The following is a 21,652-nucleotide window of genomic DNA, read 5'->3' as shown; positions in this document are numbered from 1 at the left end:
TTAACCAGTCAAATTAATTTATTTTGAGAGTCGACATTAATTATACGAAAGCGGATGAAACAGATTTCCATGTTGCGGGGAGAATCGCTGAAAACTGTGAAACAGATTTACGCCAAACGGTAAGTCAGTCATTACTGACCTGTACTGAAGGGGGTTATGGGCTGAGTGTGGAGGAGAAGTATAAAGAAGAAGCAATAACCCGCAAAACCGAAGGCTTTGAACAGTTCCCCAAGCAAAGCAGTGCTAAGATAGGTGCAGCTCTTCGCCGCGTATACTGCCTGCAATGAACAAAGACCTGTATCAAAACCTCGACCTTAATTTGCTCAGAACCTTTTTAATCCTCTCTCAAGAGCTGAATATGCGCAAAACCAGCGAGCGCCTGCGGGTATCCCAGCCAGCCATCAGCCAGGCGCTGGTCAAACTGCGCCATCACTTCGACGATGAGTTGTTTGTGAAGGTCCCACGTGGTGTCAGGCCCACTCCGTTTGCTGAGAGTCTGGCCAAATCTATCGAGCCGCACCTGCTTGGCTTGGCTGAAGTACTTAACCAATCTGCTGAGTTCGATCCAGCAAACCTGGAACAAACCCTGAAGATTGCGCTATCTCCGGTAATGATGTCGGGCGGAGCAGGGATTTTATTCAAACGGATCCGTGAGTCCGCGCCAAAGGCGAACATTGAACTGGTGGGCTGGAACACCGCCACGCTAGCTGAACTGGAAAATGGCGCGGTACTGTTAGGTGTTCACTACGATATCGGTACATCAAAAACCTTGTTTACCGAACCGCTGGTGAAGGTCAGGGGAGTGGTGTTTGTCAGGCAAGACCACCCGTTGAACAAAGCCAAGGTGGAGCTTGAAGACTTGGAAGACCTAGAGATTGCCTCGCTAATTATTCCAGACTGGAATGAAGACTACATCATGGTTGCGGAAGCGATGAAACGACGTAACCTGAAATACCGAGTTGGCTTTCGTTCTGAGTTTGTTACTGCGTTGGCCGATGTGGTGCAATCCAGCGATATGTACATGGGACATACTAATCTGTTTCCGGCCGACCACTGTCCGCAACTACGAGCGATGACAATCTGTTCCGCAGATCAGCCATATGAAATAGAAGCATTTAGCTACTGCCATGTACGTAACCGACACAACCCGGTGAAGAAGTGGTTGCACACACTTGTCTCTGAGGTACTCACTGAACAGATGGATAAGTTTGATAAGCAGTACTTATCACCAAGATAAGCACTGCTGCTTAGCCTTGTTAAGGGATGCTCACTAATCTGTGTCCCGTGTTTAATTATCGATAGGTGATTCCTGATATGAGCTTCAAGTCGTTAACTGTCCCAGTACTCTTCACCTTGGCCGTAAGCGCCTGTTCCAACATCGATCGCGAAGACCCCAATGCGGCGACCAAGCAAGGTGCAATGGGGGGCGCCTTGTTAGGGATGACCATGGGGGCACTAACCGGCGACGCCGAACTGGCAGTAAAAGGCGCGGTAGCTGGTGGTGTGGCTGGTGGCGTGGCTGGCTCAAGTGAAGATCTCCGTCATCACCGCAGCAGCGAGCAAAACGCCAGCCGCGACGCCGCTATCGCCAGCATCGGTGGTGGTAACACCGAGCAGCAGCTTCAGCAGTGGCAAGAGTTGGAAAACTTCGTTGGCCAGTGGCATGCCAATATTCAAAACAAGGCGATTAGCGGTAGCATCGATAATGTATCTGCTGAAGGTACATTAAGCTCGCTATCCAGCGCCGAGGTCGCGATTACTGCTGAGCAAGGCTTGGCGCTTAACGCCAGTTTCGCTTTCTCGCCTGAGCAGGGCCATAGCTTGCAGCTGGTGAATCAGGCCACCGAGGTGGTGGTAAGCTTTGCAGGAGAAGCGATTGATGGTGGTCAGCGCATCAGCTTCTATCCGACCGATGTAGACGCCACCATATACCAAGGTATTGCTAGCAGCGATGTGCGCATCGAGCTGAGCTTTGCGGGCAACCAAGTGTGGAAGATTGATACCTACGCCTTTATCGAGGGCAGCGAGCAAGCGCTGCAAACCTTCCGCTTTACTAAAGCTGGCTAGCAAGCACACGATCATCTGACGCATTGGTCCGAGTATTGAGCCTCCGCTCGGTCAACGCGTCGATAAGCAAACAGCGACCTAAGGGTCGCTGTTTGTGTTTCTGCTCAGCCAGATCAACGTGCGAACTGTTCGACTAAGCGGCGCAGCGCTTGTAACTGCTCGACCAGCTCTGAGACGTGGCTCACCGAGTCATCGCAATGGGCGTTGGTCTGATCGGCCAGTTGGTTAATGCTTTGCAGGTTCGTGTTCACCGCTTGGCTCACCTTGGCCTGCTCGTTGGCAGCGGTGGCGATCTGGTAGCTGGTGTCGCTCAGCTCGGCGATCAGCTGATTAACTTGCTCAAGGCTGTTAGAGGTTTCAGCGACCCTGTCTAAGCAGTCATTGGAGCGTTGCTCACTGCTGGTTAAGCTGTCGATGGCCTGCGTCGCCGTGCCCTGTAGAGCGCGGGTGATATCGTGGATCTGTTCGGTGGATTGATGGGTTTTCACTGAGAGTGCCCGCACCTCGTCGGCGACCACTGCAAAGCCACGACCGGCCTCACCGGCGCGCGCCGCTTCAATCGCGGCGTTTAATGCCAGTAGGTTAGTTTGCTCGGCGATACTGCCGATCACCTCAACGATGGTTTCAATCTCTTTGCTGTTTTGCTCAAGTGCGGCGACTACCTGTTGTGCCTGATTCAGCTCTTGATGCAGCGCCAGCACCGCATCGTTGGTGTGCTGCATCGCCTGGCTACCCTGGTGGGTGGCCTCGTTGGCCCGCTGGCTTAGTTGAGCACTCTGCTCGCAGCGCTCAGCCACCTCTTGCGAAGAGTGACTCATCTCATTAACTGCCGTTGCCACCTGTTCGGTCTCGCTGCTCTGGGCTTGCGCACTTTGCTGAATATCTTGGGTGCGCGCAAGCTCTTGCTCGGCGTTGAGTAAGATGTCGTTGCAGGTTTCGCTGCTGCGCGCCACCACTGCGCGAAGTTCGGCTTGGCGCATCCGAAGTGCCAGCTCGATGGGGGAGTACTCGTCAAAGTGGCCGCTATAAAGCGGCTCCATTAAGCGGTTGCTGTAGGCCTGCTCGGCCAGCTCGCGCAGCTTGCTCATGCGCACTCGCTGCTTCCATAGTAAGCCCAAAGCGCACAAGCAAAACAGTGGGATTAAGGCCTGCAGTATCGCGAGCTGGGGCAACGCAAAAAGCGCGCCGCTAAGGGCGAGCATTGCCAGCAGGCATAGCTGGCTGAGCCGGGAGTAACTCAAGCGCGGGCGATGTAGCTGCTTGGGCTGTTTTTGCTGCTGAATGTCTTGGTAACAGGCACCTGCGCGGTCGATTTGCTCACGCTCTGGACGGCTGCGCACCGATTGGTACTCGATGATGTTGCCAGCGGCATCTTTGATAGGCGTGACAAAGGCACTAACCCAATAGTGGCCGCTATCTTTGCATTGGTTTTTCACCAAGCCCATCCAGCTTTGACCGGCGTGTAGATACTCCCAGAGCTGCTTGAAGGCGGCCTTGGGCATATCGCCATGGCGCACCATGTTATGCGCTTCTCCCTCAAGCTCTTGCTTAGCGAAGCCAGATACATCGCAGAAGTGTTGGTTGGCGTAGGTGATGTAGCTTTTCGGGTCGGTGGTGGAGATCAAGCTGATGTCATCGGCATAACGTACCTCGTTATCCATTCGTGGCGTCCTTTCGTGAGCGGCTAACGTAAAGGTCAAAATATCATCACTTCGCGGTGGGAAGTGTCAAGTGATGCTTTGGTGTCAGTTGATAGTTCTATTGATCTGGATCTAGTGTGGTTGAATTATCCATGTTTTCAGCGTTTTAATGACATATGAGTCACTTGCGATAGGCGAGTGCCTACAGCAATTTTGCCGCCGAAGCGCTAGGTGGTAACACAGCGCCCTACCACCCGTATATACCCAAACAACCTCAAGATGCAGGATTCAGACGAGCTCAATGTTCATTGGGCGAGGCGAGAACACGAAGGAATGATGACCCATTTCGAGAGTTTTCTAAGCTAAGCCCGCGAAACCAAAATACCGCCAACGGTAATCAGGCTCGCGCCTAATAACAAAGGTGCCATCTGCACCTGCTTGTACTCCGCAAACACCCATAAACCGAGGAGCACTGCCACTAGCGTATTGGTGTTGAAGATTGGCGTGAGCACGGAGACCGGCGTGGCGAAGCGGGTGAGCGCTATAGTAATCAGCAGCATTGCCACTGCCCAACTGGCAGCGGCCAATACGCCAACCCCCATCCCTTTGAGCGTGAACTGCTCGCTTAGGCTGCCTTGCGTGAGCGCTCCCACAAGGCCGATAGCAAGTACGGTGATGCCAACGGTAATCAAATAGGCGAAGTTGCCCAATCCGTGCAGGCCACTGGCCTTGGTGAGAATGGCAAACAGACCGAGCAGCAAGGCGCCACCCACGCCACCGATTAAAATTCCCATAACGAACTCCATGCGAAAGATTTTGCAAGCATTCTGCGGGTTAATCGAGGGATAGACTGTGAACTGCGCAACGCATTTGTAAGCGCTGTGCTGATTGGCGTTTATTTGCACAGATTATTTGTGCAATCAAGGTATTGGCGAGAGGTGGAAATAAAAAGGGCCGCTCAGTCGCGACCCTTTGATGCCGGTGTCTGTTACTTAAAGGCGCTCTAGGATTGCCTGAGTGAACTCATCGGTACCGGCACTGCCGCCTAAGTCGCGGGTGGTGCGATCGCCAGTGGCAATCACGTCTTTCACCGCGTCCAGAATGGCCTTGGCTTTATCTTCCATACCGAGGTATTCCAGCATCTGGATACTGGCCAGGATCACGGAAGTTGGGTTGGCAATGTTCTTACCAGCGATATCCGGCGCGCTGCCGTGTACCGCTTCAAAAATCGCTGCCCGCTCACCGATATTGGCGCCCGGAGCCATGCCCAAGCCACCGACCAAGCCGGCACACAAGTCAGACAGGATATCGCCAAACAGGTTGGTGGTGACAATCACATCGAAGCGCTCTGGGTACATGACCAGGTTCATACAGCAGGCATCGACAATCATCTCTTCAGATTCAATATCAGGGTATTGCTTGGCCACTTCACGCGCTACTTCCAGGAACAGGCCTGAGGTGGACTTCATGATGTTGGCTTTGTGTACCGCAGTGACTTTCTTGCGGCCTTCGCGGCGGGCTAGCTCGTAGGCGAATTTCACAATACGGGTGGCACCTTCGCGAGTAATTACGCTCATGGCTTCCGCGCTGTCGCCGCATTCGCTGCGCTTTTGACCAACACCGGAGTACATGCCCTCGGTGTTCTCGCGCACAGTGATAATGTCGATGTCTTCGTAGCGGGCCTTGGTGCCCTTGAACGAGCGAACCGGACGTACGTTGCCGTATAAGTCGAACTGCTTACGCAGGGATACGTTAATCGAGGTGAAGCCAGTGCCAACGGGGGTGGTTAGCGGGCCTTTCAGGGTGATCCCGTTTTGTTCGATAAGCTCTAAGGTACGTTCGGGGAGGAGGTTGCCTTCTTCTTCGAGGGCGCAGAGACCGGCCTGGGCGTAGTCGTATTCGAAATTACATCCGGCTTTATCAAGAATGGCTACGGCGCTCTCGATGATGCTGGGGCCGATGCCGTCGCCGGGAATCACGGTGATCCTTCTAGTTGACATACTTCTTTCCTGTTCCTAGGTCTTAGGGGGAGCAAAGGGGCTGGTGGCGGGCTTGGCGTGTGTGTCCAAGTTGCCGTGGCTAAACCTTGTTGAGGTGTCCAGTCCCGGTGACTCCATGTCGATGTAGCTGGGAGGGCAGTTGCCCAGTAGCAGCGGAAGTTTACATAGTTTTAACTAAATACTCAAAGCGCTTAACCTAAGACCTTGGTATCAATCATAAAAATTTACAAAATCAAACGCTCTGCGCGGCTACGCCCAGCAGTATAGGCTGGCTCGTAAGAGGTGTCGATGCTTGTAGCACGTCTGTAACGTTGAGTTTGGTCCGCTAAGCGGCCTTTACTCTGTCATTGACGGCTCTGATTCACTTGGCCGTTTTTAGGATCTCATGAGGGCTAACAACGGGGAAAATGAGTCCTTTGTTAGTTGCCGTTAGCGCGAGCTATAGCAGGTTACTCAGCGCGAATGCTCAACAAAAATACGAACAACTCTGATAGTCATCAAAGGGTAATAACAAAGATTATCTTTTGCAGGGTCATTGCATTATACTTGTGCGCGCATTAAAGAAGAGAAAATTTAAAAGGAAATTCAAGTGAATCCTATCGTAAAAACGTTTAAGTACGGTGAGCACACCGTGACCATCGAGACTGGCGCAATCGCCCGTCAGGCAACCGCCGCTGTGATGGTAACCATGGATGACACTGCGGTATTCGTATCCGTAGTAGGTAAGAAAGAAGCAAGCCCAGGTCAAGATTTCTTCCCCCTCACCGTAAACTACCAAGAGCGTACCTACGCTGCGGGTAAAATCCCAGGTGGTTTCTTTAAACGTGAAGGCCGTCCAAGCGAAGAAGAGACTTTGATTGCACGTCTTATCGACCGTCCAATCCGCCCACTGTTCCCAGACGGTTTTGTTAACGAAGTTCAGGTTATTGCCACTGTTGTGTCGGTAAACCCACAAGTTAGTCCAGACATCGTTGCGCTAATCGGTACCTCTGCGGCGCTTAGCCTCTCAGGTATTCCGTTCAGCGGTCCAATCGGTGCTGCTCGCGTAGGTTACGTTGATGGTAACTACATTCTTAACCCAACCACCGACGAGCTGCCAGAGAGCAAGCTTGACTTGGTGGTAGCCGGTACTGAAAACGCAGTACTGATGGTTGAGTCTGAAGCTGAGCTGCTGTCTGAAGACGTAATGCTGGGCGCGGTAGTTTACGGCCACGAGCAATCTCAGACTGTTATCCAAGCGATCAACGAGCTGAAAGCCGAAGCTGGCAAGCCAACTTGGGACTGGGTAGCTCCTGCAGTAAACGTTGAGCTGAAAGAGAAAGTGGCTGGTCTGGCGAAAGGCAAGCTGACTGAAGCTTACCAAATCACTGACAAAGCTGCGCGTTACGAGCAAGTAGGCGAAATCAAGAAAGCGGTAGTTAGCGAGCTAACCGAAGCTGACGAAGAGCTGGACGCAGGTGATGTAAGCGATGAGCTGAGCAAGCTGGAAAAATCAGTTGTACGCTCACGCATTATCGCCGGTGAGCCACGTATCGATGGTCGCGAACCAGACATGATCCGCGCGCTAGACGTACAAACTGGCGTACTGCCACGTACTCACGGTAGCTCTATCTTCACCCGTGGTGAAACTCAGGCTCTGGTAACTTGTACTCTGGGTACCGAGCGTGATGCACAGATGATCGATACCCTAAACGGTCTGCAAACTTCGCGCTTCATGCTGCACTACAACTTCCCTCCATACTGTGTGGGTGAGACTGGCTTTATCGGTTCGCCGAAGCGTCGTGAAATTGGTCACGGTCGTCTGGCCAAGCGTGGCGTGTTGGCGGTTATGCCTACTGCTGAAGAGTTCCCATACACCGTTCGCGTGGTATCGGAAATCACTGAATCTAACGGTTCAAGCTCAATGGCTTCTGTTTGTGGTAGCTCATTGGCACTGATGGACGCAGGTGTTCCAACCAAGGCTTCTGTTGCGGGTATCGCGATGGGTCTGGTTAAAGAAGGCGACAACTTTGTGGTTCTGTCTGACATCTTGGGTGACGAAGACCACCTGGGCGACATGGACTTTAAAGTGGCTGGTTCTTCTACCGGTATTACTGCGCTGCAAATGGATATCAAAATCGAAGGTATCACCAAAGAGATCATGGAAATCGCTCTGCGCCAAGCGCGCGGTGCCCGTCTGCACATCCTGGGTGTGATGGACGAAGCGATTGCTACCTCTCGTGACGATATCTCTGAGTTTGCGCCACGCATTCACACCATCAAGATCAGCACTGACAAGATCAAAGACGTTATCGGTAAAGGTGGTGCAACCATCCGTTCTCTGACTGAAGAGACTGGTACTACCATCGAGATCGAAGACGACGGTACCGTCAAGATTGCTGCCACCGACGGCGCGCAGGCGAAAGACGCTATTGAGCGTATCAAGCTGCTGACTGCTGAAGTTGAAGCTGGCCAGTTCTACACCGGTAAAGTGGTACGTTTGGCTGACTTCGGTGCCTTCGTTGAAATCCTGCCGGGTAAAGATGGTCTGGTACACATCTCGCAAATCGCTGCAGAGCGCGTTGAGAACGTATCTGACTACCTGAAAGTTGGCGACATCGTGAAAGTGAAGGTGCTGGAAGTTGACCGTCAAGGTCGTGTACGTCTGAGCATCAAAGAAGCAAAAGAAGGCGAAGCACCAGCGGCTGAATAAGCTGTCGGTTTAAGCCCTTTGCTATTGAGCCGCCCAATCGGGCGGCTTTTTTCGTTTTGGAAGGTAAACTCTTGCCTGCTCAAGTGGCCACATGGGTATACTGAAGCTCCTTAGATTCAGGACCATAACTCATGACCCCGGTTATCCAAACCATCAAGCAGCATCGCTCCATTCGCCAGTTCACCGAGCAAGCCATCGAGGCTGAAATGCTCGACGCCATTATCACTAGCGGCATTGCCGCCTCATCATCCAGCCTGCTGCAGGCAGTATCGATCATCCGCGTAAGCGATAGTGATAAACGCACGAAACTCGCCGAGCTTGCCGGCAATCAAGCCTATGTGGCCAGCGCTGCGGAGTTCTTGGTGTTCTGTATCGATTTCCAGCGTCATCATCAGTTTAACTCCGAAGTGCAGAGCGATTTTACCGAGCTGACCCTTATCGGTGCCATCGATGCCGGGATTATGGCACAAAACTGTTTGCTGGCGGCCGAGTCACTTGGGCTAGGTGGGGTGTATATCGGCGGGCTGCGTAATGCGCCACAACAAGTCGATGAGTTGCTGGGTTTGCCGCAGCACTGTGCGATACTGTTTGGGTTGTGTCTGGGCCACCCGGCGCAAGATCCTGAGTTAAAACCGCGGCTAAGCCCACAGGTGCTGGTTCATCAAGATAGTTACCAGAGCTTGGACAAAGCCAGCGTAGCGCGTTATGACCAAGCCATGCGAGAGTATTACCAAGCGCGCAGCAGCAACACCAAGCAGCAAGGTTGGTCTGAGCAGGTCGGTGCCAAACTTAGCAAGGAGACCCGGCCGTTTATGCGCGCTTACCTTAACGGGAAAGGATTGGCTAAACGTTAGTAAGATCGTGTCAGGGAGGACCTATGAGTGTTGAAACGTGGCTGGCTTTTTCAGCCTTGGCCTTGGTAGCGACCTTAGTGCCGGGGCCTGCAGTATTGTTGGCAGTCTCCCATGCGCTTAGCAAGGGGATGGGCAGCGCCTGCTGCGCCATTGCGGGTAATCTCACCGGCTTGCTGCTGATGTCGGCAGCATCGGTGCTCGGCCTAAGTGCTTTGGTACTCAACTCGGCAGTGGGCTTTTTACTGATTAAGTATCTGGGGGCGGCCTATCTTATCTATTTGGGACTCAAGCTGTGGCGCCATGGCTTTACTCAAGCTTACAGCGATGCGGCCAGCTGCGTGCGCATTCATGGTGGGCTTTGGCGAAGCTATCTGCAAGGCCTGCTCACCGCCCTGAGCAACCCCAAAGCGCTGGCCTTTACTAGTGCCTTGTTTCCGCAGTTTATCGATATCCAGCAAGCGTTGTTGCCGCAGTTCTCTGCGTTAGTGGCCACTTTCTTGCTTCTCTCTGCGAGCTGCTTAGCTGGCTACGCCTATCTCAGCCGTCGTCTTTGGCAGGCACAGCGCCAGCGCCGCTCTGGCAAGCTATTATCGCGGCTGTTTGCCGGCAGCTTTGTTGGGGCGGGTGTGGCGCTGGCCGCCAGTCATCGCTAAGCAAGGAGGTGATGTGTTAACCAAGCTAGATTGCTCTCTAAGGTTTGCTGGTGATTTTGATTGGCCGCGCTGCCTAGGGTTTTATCGCTCGCGGGCCTTGGATGGTGTTGAGCGGCTAGGACGGAAAGAACGGGAAGGTCAGGAGGGGCGACAGCCACAAGAGGGGCAGAGTGTTTATCAACGCATTATCGCCTTGCCTGCAGGCTGGGCGGTGTACCAAGTACAGCACGAGGAATTCAGTCAATCACTGCAACTGCAGGCATCGCTGCAGCACGTCCAAGATATCGAACCACTCAAAGCGGCGGTAACACGGCAGTTCGATTTAGATGCCGATCTTTCACAAGTCGAAGCCCAGCTAAAGCTCGGTGCGCTGGGGGCTGGCTGGATAGATGGTGTGCGTATCCCCGGCATTATCAGCCCGTTTGAAGCGGGTGTGCGAGCGGTATTGGGGCAGCAGGTCTCGGTGACCGCTGCGCGCAACCTGGTACAACAAGTCGTTGATGAGTTAGCTAGCGCCATTGATGTAGAGGCGCAAACTTGGCGCCTGTTCCCAACACCGGCCCAAATTGCCCAGTCGGAGCTGATCTTTCTAAAAGTGCCGGGTGCCCGCCGCGAAGCCCTGCGCCGACTGGCCGGCTACTGCGCAGAACATGGCGATGCCAATCCAGATGATTGGTTGGCACTCAAGGGGATTGGCCCCTGGACGGTAAACTATGTGAAGCTGCGAGCAGGCCATTGTCGTGATATCTTTTTGGACTCGGATCTTGGGGTGAAGAATGCGCTCAAGCAGCAAAAACTAAGTCTGAGTGCCGTGCAAGTCAGCCCTTGGGGCAGCTACGCCACCTTCCAGTTGTGGCACCGACTCTAAGCAACCTTGGCAGTACTCTTTACAAAACAACGAGAACACAATGAGCAAGGAAGAGAACAGCATGAAGCCCAGCTATTTCTGTGAGTTTGTCAGCCCCATCGGTTTGATGTTTGCCGAGGCCAACGAAGACGGCTTACTTCGATTGGGCTTTAGCGACAAGCAATCTCCGTCAGCGAGCGCCGTGCTCAACCCCGGTTTCGCTTTATTGCAGGCTTGCCAAAAACAGCTAGCGGAATATTACCAAGGCAGCCGCCGCGAGTTCGACCTACCGCTCGCGGCTCCCGGTACGGACTTCCAGTTGCAAGCCTGGCAAGCGCTGCAAACCATTCCCTACGGCCAAACCCGCAGCTATGCCGAGCAAGCCGCAAGCATCGGCAAGGCCACCGCCGTGCGCGCGATTGGCGCGGCCAACGGCCGCAACCCGATCTCAATCGTAGTGCCCTGCCACCGGGTGATGGGCAAGAACGGCGCTCTGACTGGTTACGCCGGCGGGGTAGAGCGTAAGGATTGGTTGATTAAACATGAGTTGAGTGTGCTCGCGAGCAGTTAGGCCTATTCAGGTCTGGCTTGGTTGTTACGGATGTGCCAAGGCGAACCCGTGACCACAGCAAGAAGCTTAATGCGAAGGATAGCATGGCAAATTTCTATCTATAAGGATCTTTCTTATTGGGATTTTCGTCCAATTTTCATTGGTTTATCCGTATAATGCGTTAGCGATAATGTGATGTTATGTGGTTATAAGTTCGGTTTTTATGTTTAGTTTCTTTAAAAGAAAACCCGTTTTAACGGGTGAAGACTTGCTGTTTCAACTCGAAACCTACAAATGGTTGATGAAGTATTTTGGTGGGGAGGATTTTTTCCACAACACTCAGCTTGTATTGCCAACGGATCAGTTCTTTCCGCTGCGAGTTGGCTCCTCCGATGAAGCTGTGATTGCTACCTTTGCTCAGGTACAGGTTCATGCGGGGATGGCCAAGTGGCCAAGCAAATTGATTCGTCAAGAGCACGATGCAGATCCTCATTTGGGGCAGACCTTGTTGGTGAAGGGCTCGCCCAGTACAGCAAATGGGACCTTTTCTCTTCGAGAGGGGAAGGCCTACATCTCATTTAACCCCAAGCTAGAGAATAACCCGGCACGTATGGTTGCAACCTTTGCCCATGAGTTTGGCCATTACTTAACGTGTGATTTACCAGAGCCGCCTCCGGGTGGATGGGAAAACTGGGAGTTTGCGACAGACCTAACGGCTGTCTTTCTTGGATTTGGCATTTTTTCGGCTAACACCGCATTTAGTTTTCAGCAGTATACCAACACGAGTACTCAAGGCTGGCGCTCTCAGCGCTCTGGTTATCTTTCTTCAATTGAGTTGCTATTTGCCTTGGCCATTTTTTGCAGGCTCAAAGGGATCAGCCCCGATATCGCTAAACCATATATCAAGCCCACTCTCAGAAAAGTATTTAGACAATGCTGTAGGCAAGTTGATGGTTGCGACAAACTAATCAACGAGATCCGCTCTGCGAGCTACGTGGGGGCTAAGGACTACAAACCTGCTCGGTTTGAGTAGTTGCGCGATTTTACCTTACGATAAGGAGTGTTTGCTCACCTAGCCCTTGTTGGAGCTTGGGTAGCATAGCCCTCCTATCGCGTCTCTTAATTCTGCTTGTGAGATTGATAGCCCCATTGATCACATTCAGTGGCCAACGAGGAACCGAAGGTTAGATACTCCTGGTAAGCTGTTGTGAGGCAAAACTCGCTATGGCAAACTCCCGCCCGTAGCTTTATTGTCTCAGAGCCATGGATGCCTCTGTTAACTTGTTGTTTGCATCCGAGTGCCGCTTTTACTTTTTCTGCATGGCACTTCGCTCGATGCTGTTTTATCGGAGTATCCATGCCATTTTCCGTTTTAACCCAAGGACAAAGTTTCCCTTTAATTGAAGGTTATCAGGTGCGTTTGCTAAGCCCCACCGATATGCCAGCGATTTGCGCGATGCTGGCTGAGCCAGAGGTGAATCGCTTTCTGTACTTTGCGCCTGCCGATGAGTCGGTTTACTACGACTACTTTACCCCTCAGTTTGAGCAGATGGCACTAGCGATTGAACAGGGGAGTGCATTGCCACAACTGATGCTGGCCATCGTCGATACCGATGGCAAATTTGCCGGTATGGCCGCCTTGGTGGCGAGCGCCACTGAAGATGGCTCAGAGACGGAACGCGGCCTGTTTGACGTTGGCTATCAGCTACCCACCCGCAGTTGGGGCAAGGGACTGGCAACAGCAGCGACGCGTTTGCTTACGAACATCGCGTTCGAAGCGATGGGTGCACAGCGCCTGCGCGCCGATACCTATGATGACAATCAAGGAAGTAAGCGAGTGCTGGAGAAGTGTGGCTTTGCCCGAGCGGGGAAGGATTATGGCTTCTTTGATGATGGCGCCCAAGACCGTTGCTGGTTTAGCCAAAGTAGGGCGCAGTTTGAGCGCTCCAAGCAAGTCGCTACTTTGTAGCCATAGGAAGCGGTATCTCGCAATCAAATTTGTTCCTTCAATAAGCCGAAGGTATAACTGTTAGCGTTCTATAGAAATTACGCGTTAACAGGGAAAGACAATTTGGATTCACTGACTCAAGCAGTATTAGGGGCGACGGTCGCCGGAGCGGTAGCGGGCAAGCAGTGCAATGCTAAGGTGTTACTGGCAGGGGCTGCTTTGGGCACCTTGCCTGATCTGGATGTGCTGATTAGCTACAGCGATCCGGTGATGGATATGGTCAAGCATCGTGGCTTTTCTCACTCACTGTTTGTGCTGTTTGGCCTATCGTTGGTGATAGCCAACATCGCCCATCACTTTTTGCACGCTCACTGGTCCTTCAAGCGCTTGTTCGCCTTAGTTGGGTTGGTGCTGATTACCCATACGCTGCTTGATGCCTTCACCAGCTATGGCACTCAGCTGCTATGGCCCTTGCCGGGCTATTTCGCGGTATCCAGCATCTTTATTATCGACCCGGCCTATACCTTACCGCTGCTGTTGGCAATCCCCTTTGCCTTGTTTAACAGACCCAGAGCTGCGTGTTATTGCAGCATCGCTTTGTCGGTTTCCAGCCTGTATTTGCTGTGGAGTGTTGTGGCGCTCTCGGTAGTGGAAGGTCGAGTGCAGCAGAGCTTAGTGGATTCAGGGCGGGACCGTGATCTGCCGGTGTTTATCAGCCCAACCCCGTTTAACACAATATTGTGGCGAGTAGTGGTGCTCGATGGCGACAACTATCTGGAAGGGCTGAGTTCGGTACTGGACAAAAGCCCTACTATTGCGTTTATAGAACGGGAACGTGGTACTTGGCCCTTGGCTGACGAGCCAGAATCCTTGCTGGCACAGCGCAACTTCGCAGGCGACTTTGTGCGTTATCGCGAGCAAGACCAGCAGTTGATTGTGAGTGACCTGCGTATGGGTATGGCCGACTTTTTAGCGTTTCAGTTCAGCTATGCCGAGCATGGCGAGGGCAATCAGTGGGATTTGCAAACACCAGAGCAATTGGGGCGCAAACCGGGAGCCGAGCTCTACCTTCCTAAGCTGTTTCTACGGATGATGGGCGATCAGGAGATTGACGCCAACCTGTGCCGGGGCTGCTAAACACAGCCTCTTTCTGTATTGTGTAACCAACACCAATTTACATAAGTAACTGATCATTAACTTATCCAGATTGGTATAACATTCTGCTCAACCCACTTGAGCGGTAAACCTGTCATTCACGCAAGGACCTGGCATGACCCCACAAACGCCACCGCGTATCCGCCACGTACTGTTTATCCGCTTTAAGCCCGAGGTCAAGTTCGATCAGATTGTTGAAGTGATGTTCGAATTCCTGGAACTGCGCCGACGTATCGCTGGCATAGAGGCGGTGGAGTGGGGCGGCAATAATAGTCCCGAAAGGCTAGATAAAGGCTACACCCACGTGCTTGAAGTCACCTTTATCGACGAGCAAGCGCGCGATGCCTATCTGCCACACCCTGAGCATAAGCGTTTTAAGACCTTGTTTGTGCCACTGCTCGACGACATTATCGTGATGGACTTTAACCTGCCAAGCTAGTGGGCGAATTAAGCGCGAAAGGTGACTTGTGGCTGGGCTTTGACTAGAATGCGCCGCAAGCTGGAACCTTAGCAGCAAACCCAAGCTACCCTAACAACAGCCGAGAAGAACCGAGAGTAACCGTGAACGACACCCCTAACAGCCCTAATGCTAACGACGAACCCCAGCACAGCGCTGAGGATCTGCGTTGGATTGCCTATACGCTGGAATTGGCGGCCAAAGCCGAGGCCTTGGGTGAGGTGCCGGTAGGCGCTGTGTTAGTGGCCGACGGCGAGATTATCGGTGAAGGTTACAATCAAACCATTACCCTCAATGACCCCTGTGCCCATGCCGAGATCCTCGCGCTGCGTCAGGCTGGGCAACATCGCCAGAATTACCGCCTGTTGAATACCACCCTGTATGTGAGTTTGGAGCCTTGCTCGATGTGTGCGGGCGCCATGGTGCACGCGCGGGTCGAGCGCTTGGTGTTCGGCGCTTACGATCTGAAAACCGGTGCTGCAGGTAGCGTTTACGATATCGTGCGCGATAGCCGCTTAAATCACTTGATTGAAGTGCAGGGTGGGGTGAACGAAGTGGAGTGTGGGGAAGTATTAAGTCGCTTCTTCCGCCGACGACGTGTTGAAATCAAGGCGGCGAAAAAAGCGAGACGAGAACAAGAGTCTAGTTAGACTCGATGGGCATACCCATTTCAGATAGAACAAATGAACGTTGTCGACACAATACCTTACGGTGTTGACGGGCAATTTGTATACGACGTCGTGGCGAATGCGTCGCCATCCTTCTTCTTTTTAACATCGTTGTTTCCTCATGTTATAAGCCTTGGCCTCATTGCCTCGGCTACCCGATCTTTGTCAGGCTATGTTGCTAACATGACAAAACGATGAACCTTGTGTCAAGTCTCCGTGGCATTTGTGCTAGATACTTCTTCAATTTCGAGATCTTGTTCTGATAAATCCCCCGGATTTGAGAACGCTTCCGGTGTAATCGGCATGACGCTACGGCGGATGGCTTCACGCCGTGCTGCCTCGCGTTGCTCCGACTCCAGCCACAAAAGACTCTGATAATACTGACGGATATTGTTCACGTAGTGGTAGGCTTCGGCGCCACGGGCATAACCGTAACGGGTCTGCTTGTACCACTCCTTGCGCATCAGCAGCGGAAGATTGTCCTTCACATCCAGCCAACTATCAGGATTTCCTCCACGCATACGGGTGATCCTGCGCACGTCCAGCATGTGACCAAAGCCCATGTTGTAGGCCGAGAGCGCAAACCAGATCTTTTCATCCTCAGGGATGCTATCCGGCACCCGGGCAATAAGTTGTTGCAAGTAGGTTGAGCCGCCTCGAATGCTTTGCTCGGCATCCAAACGATTCTTCACGCCAACGCCTTTGGCGGTATCTAGGGTGAGCATCATCATACCGCGCACCCCGGTAAATGAGCGGGCGTGGGGCTCCCAGTGGGATTCTTGATAGGAGACTGCGGCCAGCAGGCGCCAATCAAGGCTACCGGCATACTTCTCAAATAGCGGCTGATACTCGGGTAGCTTGGACTTGGCCGAGCGCAAGAAGGTGCGGGTGTCTACGTAGTCAAACTCTTCCACGTGGCTGAAGTACTTCTCCAGCAAGCGGGCTATCTGGCCATCAACGTGTTGCTGGCCAACGAACTCGATCATCGCGCTGAACAGGCTGTCGTCGCGGCTTTGATTGATCATCCACACCACCGGGATGCCGCTTTTCACGGTAAAGGCTTGGTTTAGATCAGGATAGAAGCGCTGATGCAGCGCCAAGGTGGTGTCGTCTACCACCGCAAAACGGATCTCGTCATCGGTGATGGCTTTGAGCAGCTCCGAGGCATCTTGCTGATCGGTAACCGTGAGATCGAGCTCCAGCTCGTCATCGTTTTCAGCGATTCCACGCAGCAAGCCGTAGTGGTGGCTGCCTGCGGTCAGCCATAGCGGCGCGTCGACTTGATTGATTTCGCGGGGGCGGAAGGTGTTCTTTTTGTAGACCACCACCGCGTCGACTTGGTAGAGCTCGGGAGAGAAGCGGAACTGCTCGGCCAGTTTGTCGGTGGGGGAGAGCGCGGCGGCAATCATATCCACCTGCTTGTTTTCTAGGCTGCGGTAAAGCTCTGCCTTGGTGAACAGCGGCACCATGGTCAGCTTTACGCCGAGTTGCTCGGCAAACTCGGCGGCTAGCTCGTATTCAAAGCCCGCTTCTTTGTCGTCTTGGTTGTAGTAGAACACCTGAGGGTGGTAGAGGGTACCGACCCGCAGCTCACCGCGATCTTGTATCTTCTTGATCTCTTGAGTAAAGCTGAGGGGTTCGCAGCCGAGCAAGGTCAGTGAGAGCAGTGCCGCACCGAGATACCACCAGCGGCGAAAATCCGTAATCAAATCTTGTTTCCAGACAACTGTTTTTGGTTGATTTTAGAGATCCTGACCGTGGAGTCTAGGTTTACGCTGCGATTTCGTCCAAGCAGCAGTAAATATTTACCATTCTATATACCCAAACTACCTCAATATGCTGATTCAGAGGCTGTCTATGGGCAAAGGTCAAGGCGAGTGTTTGCAGGAAGGGTGGGCCCTTTCAAAAATACTCAACGCAGAAATTTGCCCATAGACAGCCTCCCTCCGGGCGAGTTTTATGAATGCGCATAATGCGTTATTGTTTTTTGGTTTAGCCCACCAAACCTGCAAAACAATGCCTTTTATGCGCAGCAGAAAATCTCGCTGAATATGCATCTTGAGGTAGCTTGGGTATATCAATTTCCTTATAATACCGCGAATTTTTTACTCCCACCTCCATACGGTAAAGCGAGACCCTAAATATGTTAATCCTACGTGGTGCGCCAGCACTCTCTGATTTCCGTGTTGCACAGCTACTAAAACGTTGTGCTGATCAGAACCTCCCAGTCACTTCTATTTATGCTGAATTCATGCATTTTGCTGATAACAGCGCCGACCTTAGCGAAGCCGAACAAGCGGTGCTTGATAAGCTTCTGACCTATGGGCCGACCATTACTGAACACCAGCCAGAAGGACAACTGCTACTGGTAACACCGCGACCAGGAACCATCTCTCCTTGGTCTTCTAAAGCGTCTGACATTGCCCACAACTGTGGTCTTGAGAAGGTAAAGCGCCTAGAGCGAGGCATTGCCTACTACGTTGAAGCCTCAAGCGAGCTGAATGATGCGCAACTTGGCGCGCTAAAAGCGATGATCCACGACCGCATGATGGAAGCGGTATTCACCGATATGGAGCAAGCGGCATCGCTGTTTGCCAAGGCTGAGCCTGCGCCTTACAACACCGTTGATTTGCTCGGTGGCGGTCGCGACGCGCTAGAGAAAGCTAACATCGAGCTGGGCCTGGCACTGTCTGACGACGAGAAAGAGTACCTGCTGGACGGCTTTAAAGAGATTGGCCGTAACCCGAACGACATCGAGCTGATGATGTTCGCTCAGGCTAACTCAGAGCACTGCCGCCACAAGATCTTTAATGCCGATTGGACCATCGACGGCGTCGAGCAGGAAAAATCCCTGTTCAAGATGATTAAAAACACCTTTGAACACAACAGCGAGTACGTACTGTCTGCCTATAAAGACAACGCTGCAGTAATGGTAGGTTCGGTTGCAGGCCGCTTCTTCCCAGCCACCGACAGCAAGCAATACACTTATCATCAGGAAAACATCGAAATCCTGATGAAGGTTGAAACCCACAACCACCCAACTGCGATTTCGCCATACCCGGGTGCCGCTACCGGCTCTGGTGGTGAGATCCGTGACGAAGGCGCAACCGGTCGTGGCTCTAAGCCAAAAGCCGGTCTGGTGGGCTTTACCGTTTCTAACCTGCGCATTCCGGGCTTCGAGCAGCCTTGGGAGAGCGAGTACGGCAAGCCATCACGCATCGTTGACGCCTTGGAAATTATGATCGAAGCCCCACTGGGTGGTGCGGCGTTTAACAACGAGTTCGGTCGTCCGGCAATTCTGGGTTACTTCCGTACCTACGAAGAGCAGGTCGAGAGCTTCAACGGCACCGAGGTGCGTGGTTACCACAAGCCAATCATGCTAGCCGGTGGTCTGGGTAACATCCGTACCGACCATGTTGCCAAAGGTGAAATTCCGGTTGGCGCAGCGATCATCGTACTGGGCGGCCCGGCGATGAACATCGGTCTGGGCGGTGGTGCGGCTTCGTCGATGAACTCTGGTCAATCTTCAGAAGATCTGGACTTTGCTTCGGTACAGCGTGATAACCCAGAGATGGAGCGTCGCTGTCAGGAAGTGATCGATCGCTGCTGGCAGATGGGCGATGCCAACCCTATCGCCTTTATCCACGATATCGGCGCAGGTGGTCTGTCGAACGCCTGTCCTGAGTTGGTAGACGATGGTGGCCGTGGTGGTATCTTCGACTTGCGCGCCATCCCTAACGATGAGCCGGGCATGTCGCCGCTAGAGATCTGGTGTAACGAATCACAAGAGCGTTACATGCTGGCCGTGGCTCAAGAGAATTTAGAGGTATTTAACAGCATCTGTGAGCGTGAGCGCGCCCAGTACGCGGTAATCGGTGAGGCCACCGAAGAGCGTGACCTTATCTTGAAAGACAGCCATTTTGGTAATGAGCCTATTCGTATGCCGCTAAGCGTACTGCTGGGTAAAACGCCGAAGATGCACCGCGATGTAACCCGCGCGACCTTCAATGGCCCAGCCTTTGATAGCGCCAAGGTTGAAGTGGCAGATGCCGCTGAGCGCATTCTGCGTCTGCCATCCGTTGCTGAGAAAACCTTCCTGATCACCATTGGTGACCGCAGCGTAACCGGCTTGGTTGCCCGTGACCAAATGGTCGGCCCTTGGCAGATCCCAGTGGCTAACTGTGCAGTAACCGCGGCCAGCTACGACACCTACCACGGCGAAGCGATGTCGATGGGTGAGCGCACTCCTGCTGCCCTTATCAATCACGCTGCCTCTGCCCGTTTGGCAGTGGCCGAAGCGTTAACCAACATCGCTGGCACCAACATCGGTGAGCTAAACCGCATCAAGCTAAGTGCTAACTGGATGTCGCCAGCCGGTCACCCGGGTGAAGATGTGGGTCTGTACGATGCGGTGAAAGCCGTGGGTGAAGAGCTGTGCCCGGCGCTGGATCTGACCATTCCGGTGGGCAAAGACTCCATGTCGATGAAGACCGCTTGGCAGGAAGAAGACGGTGAAGAGAAATCAGTCACCTCGCCGCTGTCACTGATTATTACTGCCTTTGCCCGCGTTGAAGACGTGCGTAAGACAGTAACCCCTCAATTGCGCAAAGATAAGGGCGATAGCGACCTTATCTTGATTGACCTAGGCAACGGCAAGACCCGCCTGGGTGCCAGCGCACTGACTCAAGTTTATAAAGAGCTGGGCAACGAGGTGCCAGATGTAGACTCGCCAGAGCTGCTGAAAGGCTTCTTCAATGCCATGCAAGCGCTGGTGCAAGACGAGAAGCTGCTGGCCTACCATGACCGTTCAGACGGCGGCCTGTTCACCACCATCACCGAGATGGCCTTTGCGGGCAACGTAGGTGTGGATGTTGAGCTAGACCTGCTAGGCGGCGACAACGTAAGCGCGCTGTTCAACGAAGAGCTGGGTGCGGTTATCCAGGTTCGCAGCGAAGACAAAGAAGCGGTACTGAACCTGCTATCTGGCCATGGCCTGGCAGCGTGCAGTCACGTTATTGGTAGCTTGAATAGCGACGACATGCTGCGCTTTACCCGCGACGGAAATATCGTGCTGGCGAACACTCGTAACCACTACCGTGGTATCTGGGCGGAAACCACCCGTGAAATGCAGGCGCTGCGTGATAACCCAGAGTGTGCTCAGCAAGAGTTTGAAACCAAGACCGATGCGGCCAACCCGGGTCTGCAAGCGAACCTAAGCTTCGACGTGCACGAAGACGTGGCAGCACCAATGATCGCCACCGGAGCTCGTCCACAAATGGCGATCTTGCGTGAGCAAGGTGTGAACTCGCACCACGAGATGGCTGCAGCCTTCGACCGTGCTGGCTTCAACGCTATCGACGTACATATGAGTGACATCCTGAGCGGCCGCGTAACCTTGGAACAATTCGCAGGCCTAGTGGCGTGTGGTGGCTTCTCTTACGGTGACGTACTGGGCGCTGGAGAGGGTTGGGCGAAGTCGATTCTGTTCAACAGCCGTGCGCGTGAGCAGTTCAGTGGCTTCTTCGAGCGTAACGACAGCTTCGCGCTGGGTGTATGTAACGGTTGTCAGATGCTGTCGAACCTTAAAGAGCTGATCCCAGGTGCTGACCTGTGGCCACGCTTTGTTCGCAACAACTCTGAGCGCTTCGAAGCACGCTTCAGCCTGGTGGAAGTACAGCAATCTCCGTCTATCTTCTTCGACGGTATGGCGGGCTCGCAAATGCCAATCGCGGTATCGCACGGTGAAGGTCGTGTGGAAGTTCGCGATGATGCCCACTTGGCGGCAATTGCCCAAAGCGGCACGGTGGCACTGAAGTTTGTCGACAACTACGGTCAGGCAACCACTCAGTACCCAGCTAACCCGAACGGCTCGCCAGAGGGTATCACCGGTCTGAGCACTGCCGATGGTCGTGTGACCATTATGATGCCTCACCCAGAGCGTGTATTCCGCACCGTGGCGAACTCTTGGCACCCAGATAGCTGGGGCGAAGACAGTGCTTGGATGCGTATGTTCCGCAATGCGCGTAAGAACGTTGGCTAAGCCCTCGCTCTAGAGCAAAACGCAAAAACCCAAGCCAAGTGCTTGGGTTTTTTATGCCTGAAGTTTTACGCTGGCAATAGT

18 protein-coding genes are annotated in these 21,652 nt (G+C 53.2%); 14 read left to right on the top strand and 4 right to left on the bottom strand.

The features are described from left to right. Window positions 1-23: 23 nt before the first annotated feature. The 3 genes from G462_RS0101090 (at window position 24) to G462_RS0101080 (ending at window position 2,067) form a co-directional block, all read left to right on the top strand. On the top strand, window positions 24-287 hold the full coding sequence (locus G462_RS0101090; protein WP_026957348.1) for a hypothetical protein: 264 nt from the start codon (window positions 24-26) through the stop codon (window positions 285-287). Then, window positions 284-1,237: a LysR family transcriptional regulator gene (locus tag G462_RS0101085; RefSeq protein ID WP_026957347.1), complete on the top strand. Its 954-nt coding sequence runs from the start codon at window positions 284-286 to the stop codon at window positions 1,235-1,237. Before G462_RS0101090 ends, G462_RS0101085 begins: the two co-directional genes overlap by 4 nt. Before the next feature lie 77 nt (window positions 1,238-1,314). Next, window positions 1,315-2,067 carry a hypothetical protein gene (locus G462_RS0101080; RefSeq protein WP_026957346.1) on the top strand — a complete coding sequence of 251 codons (753 nt, stop codon included), beginning with the start codon at window positions 1,315-1,317 and terminating at the stop codon, window positions 2,065-2,067. 113 nt (window positions 2,068-2,180) lie between these two features. Here G462_RS0101080 and G462_RS0101075 read toward each other — a convergent pair whose 3' ends face one another. The 3 genes from G462_RS0101075 to G462_RS0101065 all read right to left on the bottom strand — a co-directional run bounded on the left by G462_RS0101075 (window position 2,181) and on the right by G462_RS0101065 (window position 5,707). Next, complete coding sequence (locus G462_RS0101075) at window positions 2,181-3,728, bottom strand: methyl-accepting chemotaxis protein (protein ID WP_026957345.1); 1,548 nt, start codon at window positions 3,726-3,728, stop codon at window positions 2,181-2,183. A gap of 341 nt (window positions 3,729-4,069) precedes the next feature. Then, window positions 4,070-4,501 carry a hypothetical protein gene (locus tag G462_RS0101070; protein WP_026957344.1) on the bottom strand — a complete coding sequence of 144 codons (432 nt, stop codon included), beginning with the start codon at window positions 4,499-4,501 and terminating at the stop codon, window positions 4,070-4,072. A 198-nt stretch (window positions 4,502-4,699) separates the two neighbouring features. Continuing rightward, window positions 4,700-5,707, bottom strand: coding sequence for an isocitrate dehydrogenase (locus tag G462_RS0101065; RefSeq protein ID WP_026957343.1), 1,008 nt, complete (start codon window positions 5,705-5,707; stop codon window positions 4,700-4,702). Window positions 5,708-6,296: 589 nt separating this feature from the next. Between G462_RS0101065 and pnp the strand changes: the two genes are divergently transcribed. The 10 genes from pnp (at window position 6,297) to tadA (ending at window position 15,513) form a co-directional block, all read left to right on the top strand. Further along, window positions 6,297-8,399 (top strand): polyribonucleotide nucleotidyltransferase, encoded by a 2,103-nt coding sequence (pnp, locus tag G462_RS0101060; protein WP_026957342.1) that lies wholly within the window; start codon window positions 6,297-6,299, stop codon window positions 8,397-8,399. A 131-nt stretch (window positions 8,400-8,530) separates the two neighbouring features. Next, window positions 8,531-9,253: an oxygen-insensitive NADPH nitroreductase gene (gene nfsA / locus G462_RS0101055; protein ID WP_026957341.1), complete on the top strand. Its 723-nt coding sequence runs from the start codon at window positions 8,531-8,533 to the stop codon at window positions 9,251-9,253. 23 nt (window positions 9,254-9,276) lie between these two features. Beyond that, on the top strand, window positions 9,277-9,906 hold the full coding sequence (locus G462_RS0101050; RefSeq protein WP_026957340.1) for a LysE family translocator: 630 nt from the start codon (window positions 9,277-9,279) through the stop codon (window positions 9,904-9,906). A gap of 13 nt (window positions 9,907-9,919) precedes the next feature. Beyond that, window positions 9,920-10,774 carry a DNA-3-methyladenine glycosylase 2 gene (locus G462_RS21330; RefSeq protein WP_051326430.1) on the top strand — a complete coding sequence of 285 codons (855 nt, stop codon included), beginning with the start codon at window positions 9,920-9,922 and terminating at the stop codon, window positions 10,772-10,774. Between the two features lie 40 nt (window positions 10,775-10,814). Further along, on the top strand, window positions 10,815-11,324 hold the full coding sequence (locus G462_RS0101040) for a methylated-DNA--[protein]-cysteine S-methyltransferase (RefSeq protein ID WP_245579505.1): 510 nt from the start codon (window positions 10,815-10,817) through the stop codon (window positions 11,322-11,324). 202 nt (window positions 11,325-11,526) lie between these two features. Continuing rightward, window positions 11,527-12,336 carry a hypothetical protein gene (locus G462_RS21325; protein ID WP_051326429.1) on the top strand — a complete coding sequence of 270 codons (810 nt, stop codon included), beginning with the start codon at window positions 11,527-11,529 and terminating at the stop codon, window positions 12,334-12,336. A gap of 324 nt (window positions 12,337-12,660) precedes the next feature. Beyond that, complete coding sequence (locus G462_RS21315; protein ID WP_051326428.1) at window positions 12,661-13,272, top strand: GNAT family N-acetyltransferase; 612 nt, start codon at window positions 12,661-12,663, stop codon at window positions 13,270-13,272. Window positions 13,273-13,374: 102 nt separating this feature from the next. Beyond that, complete coding sequence (locus G462_RS0101025; protein ID WP_026957338.1) at window positions 13,375-14,388, top strand: metal-dependent hydrolase; 1,014 nt, start codon at window positions 13,375-13,377, stop codon at window positions 14,386-14,388. Between the two features lie 133 nt (window positions 14,389-14,521). Next, entirely contained in the window at window positions 14,522-14,845 is a 324-nt protein-coding gene (locus G462_RS0101020) for a Dabb family protein (protein ID WP_026957337.1), read from the top strand. Between the two features lie 182 nt (window positions 14,846-15,027). After that, window positions 15,028-15,513 carry a tRNA adenosine(34) deaminase TadA gene (gene tadA, locus G462_RS0101015; protein WP_026957336.1) on the top strand — a complete coding sequence of 162 codons (486 nt, stop codon included), beginning with the start codon at window positions 15,028-15,030 and terminating at the stop codon, window positions 15,511-15,513. 224 nt (window positions 15,514-15,737) lie between these two features. Here tadA and mltF read toward each other — a convergent pair whose 3' ends face one another. Continuing rightward, the gene (mltF, locus tag G462_RS0101010; RefSeq protein ID WP_026957335.1) at window positions 15,738-17,240 is read right to left on the bottom strand and encodes a membrane-bound lytic murein transglycosylase MltF; all 1,503 of its coding nucleotides are present in this window, start codon (window positions 17,238-17,240) and stop codon (window positions 15,738-15,740) included. A 434-nt stretch (window positions 17,241-17,674) separates the two neighbouring features. On the opposite strand from mltF, the gene purL reads away from it, so the two are divergent. Beyond that, complete coding sequence (gene purL / locus G462_RS0101005) at window positions 17,675-21,571, top strand: phosphoribosylformylglycinamidine synthase (protein WP_026957334.1); 3,897 nt, start codon at window positions 17,675-17,677, stop codon at window positions 21,569-21,571. Window positions 21,572-21,652: the final 81 nt, after the last annotated feature.

It is taken from the genome of Aliagarivorans taiwanensis DSM 22990 (genome assembly GCF_000429505.1).
In the GTDB taxonomy this organism is placed as follows: Bacteria; Pseudomonadota; Gammaproteobacteria; order Enterobacterales; family Celerinatantimonadaceae; genus Aliagarivorans; species Aliagarivorans taiwanensis.
Note: the sequence above shows the minus strand (reverse complement) of the source record. Positions and strands in the feature narration are given on the sequence as shown.